Source organism: Streptomyces sp. CB01881 (genome assembly GCF_002953255.1).
GTDB lineage: Bacteria > Actinomycetota > Actinomycetes > Streptomycetales > Streptomycetaceae > Kitasatospora.
Window position 1 is genome coordinate 10429865 of sequence record NZ_CP026498.1, and the last position, 7656, is coordinate 10437520.

Below are 7656 nucleotides of genomic sequence, written 5' to 3' on the forward strand. Positions count from 1 at the left end.
CAAGCACTTCCGCGCACCTGGCCACCGCTGAGCGATCGTTCCAGAAGTGGGGCATGTGGGCGGTCTTCTTCGGCCGCTTCATCGCCCTGTTGCGCATCTTCGCCGGTCCGCTGGCGGGCGCGCTGAAGATGCCGTACTGGAAGTTCCTGATCGCCAACGTGCTGGGCGGCATCGTCTGGGCCGGTGGAACGACGCTGCTGGTCTACAAGGTCGGCAAGAGCATCGAGCCCTGGCTGGCCCGGTTCTCCTGGGCGGGTCTGGGCGCGGCGCTGGCCATCGGCCTGATCTCGGCCTGGGTGATGAAGCGGCGGGCCGCCAGGACCCACGCCCGGATCGAGGCGGAGGAGGCGGCTGCGGCGGCCTCGTCCGTCAACGCCACCGTCGCGGAGTGACGGAGCGCTCCCAGCGGCAGTCCCGGTGTTGTCGGGCCCCCGGAGTAGCATCAGCAGGTACCTGCCGATCTTGCACTCTGGAGGGCCCGATGGCACAGCAGCCGACGTGGGACGCCGTGGACGCGTATTTCTCCGAGCAGTTGGTCGGGCACGATCCGGCGCTGGAGGCCGCGTCCGCCGCTGCCGACGCCGCCGGGCTGCCGCACATCGCCGTCGCCCCCAACCAGGGCAAGCTGCTGCACCTGCTGGCGCTCACGTCCGGTGCCCGGCGGATCCTGGAGGTCGGAACGCTCGGCGGCTACAGCGCGATCTGGCTGGCCCGGGCGCTGCCTGCCGGCGGCGTCCTGATCACCCTTGAGATCGATCCGAAGCACGCGGAGGTCGCTCGGGGGAACCTCGCGCGCGCCGGACTGGAGAGGCTCGCCGAGGTCCGGCTCGGCCGGGCCGCCGACACGCTGGCCGCCATGGTCGAGGAGCGTGTGGAGCCCTTCGACCTGGTCTTCATCGACGCGGACAAGCCGAGCAACCCCGAATACTTCCGCCGGGCGCTGCAGCTGACCAGGCCGGGCTCACTGATCATCGTGGACAACGTGGTGCGCGGCGGCGCCGTCGCCGACGCCGACAGTACCGACCCGGGCGTGATCGGGACGCGCGCGCTGCACGAGCTCGTCGCCGCCGAGCCGGGAGTCAGCGCGACCTCGGTGCAGACCGTTGGCAGCAAGGGCTACGACGGCTTCATGCTGGCCCGCGTCCAGGGCTGACCGCAGCGTACGCAAGGCAAGGAAGAAGAGGGACAGGATGCGGATCGGACTGCTGGGCACCGGCCCCTGGGCGGCGCGGGTGCACGCGCCCGTCCTGGCGGAGCACCCCTCCTACGAGTTCGCGGGTGTCTGGGCCCGCCGCCCCGAGGCGGCCGACGCCCTCGGCGAGGCGCACGGCGTCCCCGGGTACGCGGACCTCGACCGGCTGCTCTCCGAGGTGGACGCCGTCTCCATCGCCCTGCCGCCGACCGTCCAGGCCGACCTGGCGGTGCGCGCCGCCGAGGCCGGCTGCCACCTGCTGCTGGACAAGCCGGTCGCGCTGACCGTCCCGGACGCCCGGCGCGTCGTGCGGGCCACCGGGGCGCACGGCGTCGCCTCCGTGGTCTTCTTCACCGTCCGCTTCGGCGGCGAGCAGATCCCGTGGATCGAGAAGCAGGCCGCGACCGGGGGCTGGTTCACCGGGCGCTCCGACTGGCTCGGCTCGGTGTTCGCCCCCGACAGCACCAGCCCGTACGCGGCCTCGCCGTGGCGCCGCGAGAAGGGCGCGCTCTGGGACGTCGGCCCGCACGCCCTCTCCGTGCTGCTCCCGGTCCTCGGCGACGCCACCCTGGTGACCGCCGTGGCCGGCCCGCTGGACACCGTCCACCTGGTGCTGCGGCACGCCGGCGGCGCGTCGAGCACGCTCGCGCTGAGCCTGACCGCGCCGGTCGCGGCCGGCGGCACGGGCATGGAGCTGCGCGGCGAGTCCGGCGTCGTCCACCTCCCCGAGCGCGGCGAGGGCCCGGTCGCGGCGCTCCACCGCGCCCTGGACGCCCTGGCCGAGTCCGCCCGCACCGGCGAGCCCCACCCCTGCGACGCCGCGTTCGGCCTGCGCACCGTGGAGATCCTCGCCGCCGCCGAACGCTCCCTCGCCTCCGGCGGCCCGGTGGAGGTCTGAGCTCCGGGAGGGCCCGTCGCCCCGGGAGGGCCCGTCAGGCCGGCGGCAGGCCGGGCCGGCCCGAGTCAGGGCCCGGGCCGGGTCCCGAGTCCGCGCCCGGGCGGCGGTCCGTCGGTCGGGCCGGGGGGATGACCGGTGCGCGGAAGTCACGCGGGCCGCTCCACAGGGCGGGAACGGCATCGCTGCGGCGGGCGAGTTCGTACGCCACCCCCTCATAGTTGACCCGCCAGCCGTGGAAGTGCCGCCAGCCGTCCTCGACCGGGCGTTCGCGGGGGAAACCGGCGGCGGTGATCATCGCGACGGCGCCGATGTACTCGGTGTAGCTGAGCCGGATCGGGGCGGTCGGGTCCGGGTCGGGGTCGAAGTCGATGCGCAGGGAGCGGGCGATGTCGCGCATCGCGGTGAAGCCGGCCCGGATCACCAGCCGGGCCTCGGGCGGAGCCGAGAGGGGACAGAGCGCCAGGTGGAGGGCGGCGGCGTCCATCACCGCGATCAGGCCGACCACCCAGCTGCGGTTGGGCTGCGGGGAGCGGAAGGACAGCAGCACCGGGTAGTTGGAGTGGCTCTCGCCGATGTCGGCGGCCAGCCGCTCCCAGTCCCGGTAGAGCTGGGGGAGGGCGGTCTCGGTGTCGACGAGGGACTGCCGGGCGAGCAGCTCCGGGCCCCAGACGGGTTCGCCGGCCCGGGACTGGAGGAGGGTCACCTCGGTCTCCCGCCGCTGGTAGGCGGCGTAGAGGGTCGGCAGGTAGGCGATCTGCAGGGCGATCACCAGCGGGCCGCTGGCGGCGGCCATGAAGTCGATGACCGACAGGTGCAGGCGCTCGCCGCTGGCGAAGCCGAGGGTGAAGAGGCTGGATCCGGCCTCGCGGAAGGACACCGACCAGTCGAGGTCTGAGGTGCCGTGCAGCAGCAGGGTGTACGCGATCAACATGCCGCTGAGCCACACCCCGAGCATGCCCAGCAGCACCAGCGGCGCCAGCCAGGTCAGCGCCCGGTCCTGCGCGCGGTAGGTGCCGAAGGGTGCCGCCCAGAGTCGCAACAGGGTGCGCAGCCCCGCCCAGAGCCGGTACACCAGCGCCGAGTACAGCCCGCGCGGCACGACCAGGGTGCGCAGGATGCTGCCGATGACGAGCAGGAGCAGCAGTACGCCGGCCAGGGTGTGGATCATCCTCATGCCGCCATTCTGACGGTCGGGTGAGGCGGCCACCGCCACCGGGCGTGTCCCCGCCGGTGCGGGACTCCTGCCGGGACGGCCGTGTGATCGTCTGTTGGCGGGGGGACGGCGGTCCGGAACCGTTCCGCTCGTCGCCCGGTACGGGGCGACGAGCGGTGGCTTGGTGAGGGGTCAGGAGTGGATGAGAAGTCCGAGCAGGTACGTCTGGGCGGACGCGAGGGAGTAGAAGCGCCTGATCCGGTGGGAGGAGCCCGGCACGCGCAGGTACTCGTGTCGCGAACGGTCCCGGATCCCCCAGCACTCCAGCAGGAGGAAGTGCGGGCTGCGGGAGCCGATCAGCCGGATCTCGTACGGGCCGGGCTGGGCGGGCGGATCGCCCGTCGCGCCGGTCACCGCTCAACTCCGCTGTCGGGAGCGGGTGTTCCGTTGTTGCGCACCCACGCCTGCGCATGGTCGTAGGAGTGGAAACGCAGGGGCTCGGGGTGCGGCGGGAGGGCCTTCACCAGGACTCCGGCGGTCGCGGACGGTCCACACCGGGTACGAGGCGCCGTCGGGGGCGTCGGCGGGGACGATCCCGTACCGGTCGGTCACCGGCGGGTCACCTGGAGGAACCCGCCGGCCTTCTCGACCTGCCGGGCGAACTCCTCGTACTCGCCGTCGATGGGTGAGATGGCGGCCTTGCTCGCGATGAGGATCGCGCCGGCCCGCTGGTCCTTGACGCGCTGAAGCGCGACCTGGAGGTTGGAGCGTCGCTCCGGAGGCGTTTCGAAGTCGTCATCCACGACGGTGAGGGAGACGCCCCAGTTGAAGGCGTGCGCGTACTGCTCGCAGCTGCGCATCTCCAGTTCGGGGAAGCGGGAGTCGGTCTTGGCCAGGTAGACCACCACCTGGAATCGGTCGATGGCCTTAAGTCGGGGTGCGTGCAGGGTCTCCGGGGGCTTCTGGATCTTCAAGGGTCCGCTCCGTTCCGTAGCGAAGTGACTACCGGGAGCGCCCACTGTCGTCTAAGCTGGGGAACCGTTCAACTTGCCTGCGTTTCCAGTGGAATTGGGTGTGAGTCTTGAACCGCAAGGAACTTGACCCAACGTCATCCCCTCGCGAGTCCTTCGGCGCACTTCTTCGCAGCTCACGTGAGGTACTGAGCTGGACCCAGGAGGACCTTGCCGCAGCCATGGGGTACTCGGACAGCTACATCTCGGCGGTGGAAACAGGGCGCAAATCCACCAGCCGTGACTTCGTCAGGGCGGCTGACAAGGCGCTCGGGACGGGCCAGACGCTTGAGCTGATGTGGGTCGGGATGAGGCGCAAGGGGTTCCTGGAGGGCTTTCCCGAGCATGCTGCGCAGGAGGCCCGCGCGGCTGAGATCAGGATCTTCGAACCGAACCTCATTCCTGGGCTCTTCCAGACCAAGGCGTACGCATCCGCGATCGAGGCGGCGGCAGTGCAGCGCGGGAGCAGTACGCCGGACCAGGCCGAGGAACGGGTGAAGTTCCTCCTCGCGCGACAGCGGCTTCTCAAGCGTGCCGAGCCGCCGGTCATCCACGCGGTGATAGATGAGTGCGGCATTCGTCGCCCGGTGGGCGGTGCCGCGACGATGCGCGCGCAGCTCGATCACCTGGTTGACATGGCGTCCAGGCCCTACGTGATCTTCCAGGTGGCCCCGTTCGGTCTGGCCGAGCACGCCCCGTTCCGTTCCTTCGTCACCTTGCTGGCGTTCGCCGACCGTTCTGTGGTGGGCTACACGGAATCCGCGGATCACGGCTATGTGGTGCGGGAGGACAGGACTGTCAGGGCATGGGAAAGGGCCTACGATCGGTTGCAGGTGGAAGCGCTGACCGGAGCCGCGTCCCTCGACATGATTCGCCAGGCCCGAAAGGAACTCTGACCCGTGACCCGCCCAGACCTGTCCCGCGCTTCCTGGTTCAAGTCGTCGTACTCCGGTAACGGCGGTTCCTGCGTCGAGGTCTCGTCCGACTTCCCCAGCGTCGCACCCGTCCGTGACTCGAAGGATCCCGAGGGCCCGGCGCTCCTCTTCCCCGTCGAAGCGTGGCGCTCCTTCGTCGCCGCGACCGTCGCCGGCGAGTTCGGCGACATCTGACGCACGACCCGCCCCCGACGAACCCCCGGACCACGTGGCCGGGGGTTCGTCGCATTGACAGGGGGATCGCTCGGCTGGATGCTAAGCAAGCGCTTAGTCAACGCGACGGAATCGACCCCCGAGGAGCCGCCCGATGCCCGAGACCCCTGCCGGCCCGCCCGGCCTGGACCTGGCCCGGCTCCGGGACCACCTGGACCGCGAGCTGCCCGGTGCCGTCCAGGGGCCACTGCGGGCCGAGCTCATCGAGGGAGGCCGCTCCAACCTCACCTACGTGCTGACCGACGCCGCCGGACGACGGGTGCTGCGCCGGCCTCCGCTCGGGCACGTCCTGGCCACCGCCCACGACATGGGCCGCGAGTACCGCGTCATGACCGCTCTGCGCGACTCCGGCGTGCCCGTCCCGCGCACCCTGCTGCTCGACCCCGGGACCGACGTGCTCGGCGCGCCCTGGTACCTCATGGAGTACGTGCCCGGAACCGCCCACCGCGATGCCGCGACCCTCGCCGCCCTCGGCGAGCAGCGGGTGCGCGCCCTCGGCCGGCGACTGGTGGAGACCCTCGCCGCCCTGCACCGGATCGACCCGGCCGACGTGGGCCTGGCTGACTTCGGCCACCCGGACGGCTACCTGGAGCGCCAGCTGCGCCGGTGGTCCAAGCAACTCGCCGCCTCCCGCAGCCGGGACCTGCCCGAGCTCGACCGGCTGCACGCCCTGCTCGCCGAGCGGCTGCCCGTCTCCCCGGCGCCCGCGCTCGTGCACGGTGACTACCGGCTGGACAACGTGCTCGTCGACGACGCCGACGCGATCACCGCCGTGCTCGACTGGGAGATGTCCACCCTCGGCGACCCGCTCACCGACGTCGGCCTGCTGGTGATGTACACCGAACTCGCGGGCGTCGGCGGCGGCATCATCCCCTCCGCCATGGCCGCTCCGGGTTTCCCGAAGCCGGACGAAATCGTCTCGTACTACGCCGAGCTGACCGGGCGTCACGCCGCCGACCTCGACTGGTACGTCGCCTTTGCCTCCTTCAAGCTCGCCGTCGTCGCCGAGGGCATCCACTACCGCTTCCAGCAGGGCCGCACCCTCGGTGCCGGCTTCGAACGCGCCGGCGAGATGGCGCCCGTCCTCGCCCGGCACGGCCTGAGCACCCTCAAGGAGAGCTGATGGACTTCGCCCACGACGCCCGGACCGACGAACTCCGCGAGCAGCTGCTCGCCTTCATGGACGAACACGTCCACCCCGCCGAGCCCGTCCTGGAGGAGCAGCTCGCCGACCCGGACCGTCCGCACTGGGACATCCCACCAGTGGTCGGAGAGCTCCAGGCCGAGGCGCGCAAGCAGGGGCTCTGGAACCTCTTCCTGCCGGGCGAGCACGGCGCCGGCCTCACCAACCTCCAGTACGCGCCGCTCGCCGAGATCACCGGCCGCAGCCCGCAGCTCGCGCCGCCCGCCCTCAACTGCGCCGCCCCCGACACCGGCAACATGGAGCTGCTCGCCCAGTTCGGCTCCGCCGCGCAGCGCGAACAGTGGCTCGAACCCCTCCTCGACGCCCGGATCCGGTCCGCCTTCGCGATGACCGAGCCCGACGTCGCCTCCTCCGACGCCGCCAACATCGCCACCCGGATCGAGCGCGACGGTGACGAGTACGTCGTCACCGGCCGGAAGTGGTACATCACCGGGGCGATGAACCCGCAGTGCCGGATCCTCATCGTGATGGGCAAGACCGACCCCGACGCCGAGCCGCACCGCCGGCAGAGCATGATCCTCGTCCCGCGCGACACCCCCGGCGTCACCGTCCGGCGCGGGATGAAGGCGTTCGGCTACGACGACGCCGACCACGGCGGCCACGCCGAGGTCCACTTCGACGGCGTCCGCGTCCCCGCCGCCAACCTGATCGGCGAGGAGGGCTCCGGCTTCGCCATCGCCCAGGCCAGGCTCGGGCCCGGCCGCATCCACCACTGCATGCGCGCCATCGGCATGGCCGAGCGCGCCGTCGAGCTGATGTGCCGGCGGACGCTGGACCGGGTCGCCTTCGGCCGGCCGCTCGCCGAACAGGGCGTCGTCCAGGACTGGATCGCCGAATCCCGCGTCAGGATCGAGCAGCTGAGGCTGCTCGTCCTCAAGACCGCCTGGCTGATGGACACCGTCGGCAACCGCGGCGCCCACACCGAGATCCAGGCCATCAAGATCGCCACCCCGCGCACCGTCGAATGGATCCTCGACAAGGCCGTCCAGGCCCACGGCGCGGCCGGCGTCAGCCAGGACACCCCGCTCGCCCAGCTCTGGGCCGGCAACCG

At 71.7% G+C, this 7656-nt stretch carries 10 protein-coding genes; 7 read left to right on the forward strand and 3 right to left on the reverse strand.

The genetic code is table 11. From position 1 onward, the window contains the following. The 3 genes from C2142_RS40880 to C2142_RS34885 form a co-directional block, all read left to right on the forward strand. Positions 1 to 392: DedA family protein (locus C2142_RS40880; protein ID WP_241002962.1), on the forward strand; the 392-nt coding region annotated here is incomplete at its 5' end. A gap of 89 nt (positions 393 to 481) precedes the next feature. Beyond that, complete coding sequence (locus C2142_RS34880) at positions 482 to 1153, forward strand: O-methyltransferase (protein WP_148646860.1); 672 nt, start codon at positions 482 to 484, stop codon at positions 1151 to 1153. A gap of 37 nt (positions 1154 to 1190) precedes the next feature. After that, a complete protein-coding gene (locus tag C2142_RS34885) occupies positions 1191 to 2090 on the forward strand; it encodes a Gfo/Idh/MocA family oxidoreductase (RefSeq protein WP_148646861.1) in 900 nt (299 codons plus the stop codon). A 34-nt stretch (positions 2091 to 2124) separates the two neighbouring features. Here C2142_RS34885 and C2142_RS34890 read toward each other — a convergent pair whose 3' ends face one another. The 3 genes from C2142_RS34890 to C2142_RS34900 all read right to left on the reverse strand — a co-directional run bounded on the left by C2142_RS34890 (position 2125) and on the right by C2142_RS34900 (position 4217). Next, positions 2125 to 3264: a hypothetical protein gene (locus tag C2142_RS34890; protein WP_148646862.1), complete on the reverse strand. Its 1140-nt coding sequence runs from the start codon at positions 3262 to 3264 to the stop codon at positions 2125 to 2127. Positions 3265 to 3435: 171 nt separating this feature from the next. Further along, the gene (locus C2142_RS34895; protein ID WP_148646863.1) at positions 3436 to 3657 is read right to left on the reverse strand and encodes a hypothetical protein; all 222 of its coding nucleotides are present in this window, start codon (positions 3655 to 3657) and stop codon (positions 3436 to 3438) included. Between the two features lie 194 nt (positions 3658 to 3851). Then, the gene (locus tag C2142_RS34900; RefSeq protein WP_148646864.1) at positions 3852 to 4217 is read right to left on the reverse strand and encodes a hypothetical protein; all 366 of its coding nucleotides are present in this window, start codon (positions 4215 to 4217) and stop codon (positions 3852 to 3854) included. A 107-nt stretch (positions 4218 to 4324) separates the two neighbouring features. Here C2142_RS34900 and C2142_RS34905 point away from each other — a divergent pair, with 107 nt between their 5' ends. From C2142_RS34905 to C2142_RS34920, 4 genes are all read left to right on the forward strand, one after another. Further along, positions 4325 to 5149 (forward strand): helix-turn-helix transcriptional regulator, encoded by an 825-nt coding sequence (locus tag C2142_RS34905; protein WP_148646865.1) that lies wholly within the window; start codon positions 4325 to 4327, stop codon positions 5147 to 5149. A 3-nt stretch (positions 5150 to 5152) separates the two neighbouring features. Then, positions 5153 to 5362: a DUF397 domain-containing protein gene (locus C2142_RS34910; RefSeq protein WP_148646866.1), complete on the forward strand. Its 210-nt coding sequence runs from the start codon at positions 5153 to 5155 to the stop codon at positions 5360 to 5362. A gap of 133 nt (positions 5363 to 5495) precedes the next feature. Further along, on the forward strand, positions 5496 to 6524 hold the full coding sequence (locus C2142_RS34915) for a phosphotransferase family protein (RefSeq protein ID WP_148646867.1): 1029 nt from the start codon (positions 5496 to 5498) through the stop codon (positions 6522 to 6524). Beyond that, positions 6524 to 7656, forward strand: a 1133-nt coding sequence (locus tag C2142_RS34920) for an acyl-CoA dehydrogenase family protein (protein ID WP_241002963.1), incomplete at its 3' end; no start/stop codon positions are given. The genes C2142_RS34915 and C2142_RS34920, both read left to right, overlap by 1 nt.

Bases quoted from the DNA above. Each gene is read 5' to 3' on its own strand.
- C2142_RS34880 (WP_148646860.1), top strand. From the start codon at position 482: ATGGCACAGCAGCCGACGTGGGACGCCGTGGACGCGTATTTCTCCGAG.
- C2142_RS34885 (WP_148646861.1), top strand. From the start codon at position 1,191: ATGCGGATCGGACTGCTGGGCACCGGCCCCTGGGCGGCGCGGGTGCAC.
- C2142_RS34890 (WP_148646862.1), bottom strand. From the start codon at position 3,264: ATGAGGATGATCCACACCCTGGCCGGCGTACTGCTGCTCCTGCTCGTC.
- C2142_RS34915 (WP_148646867.1), top strand. From the start codon at position 5,496: ATGCCCGAGACCCCTGCCGGCCCGCCCGGCCTGGACCTGGCCCGGCTC.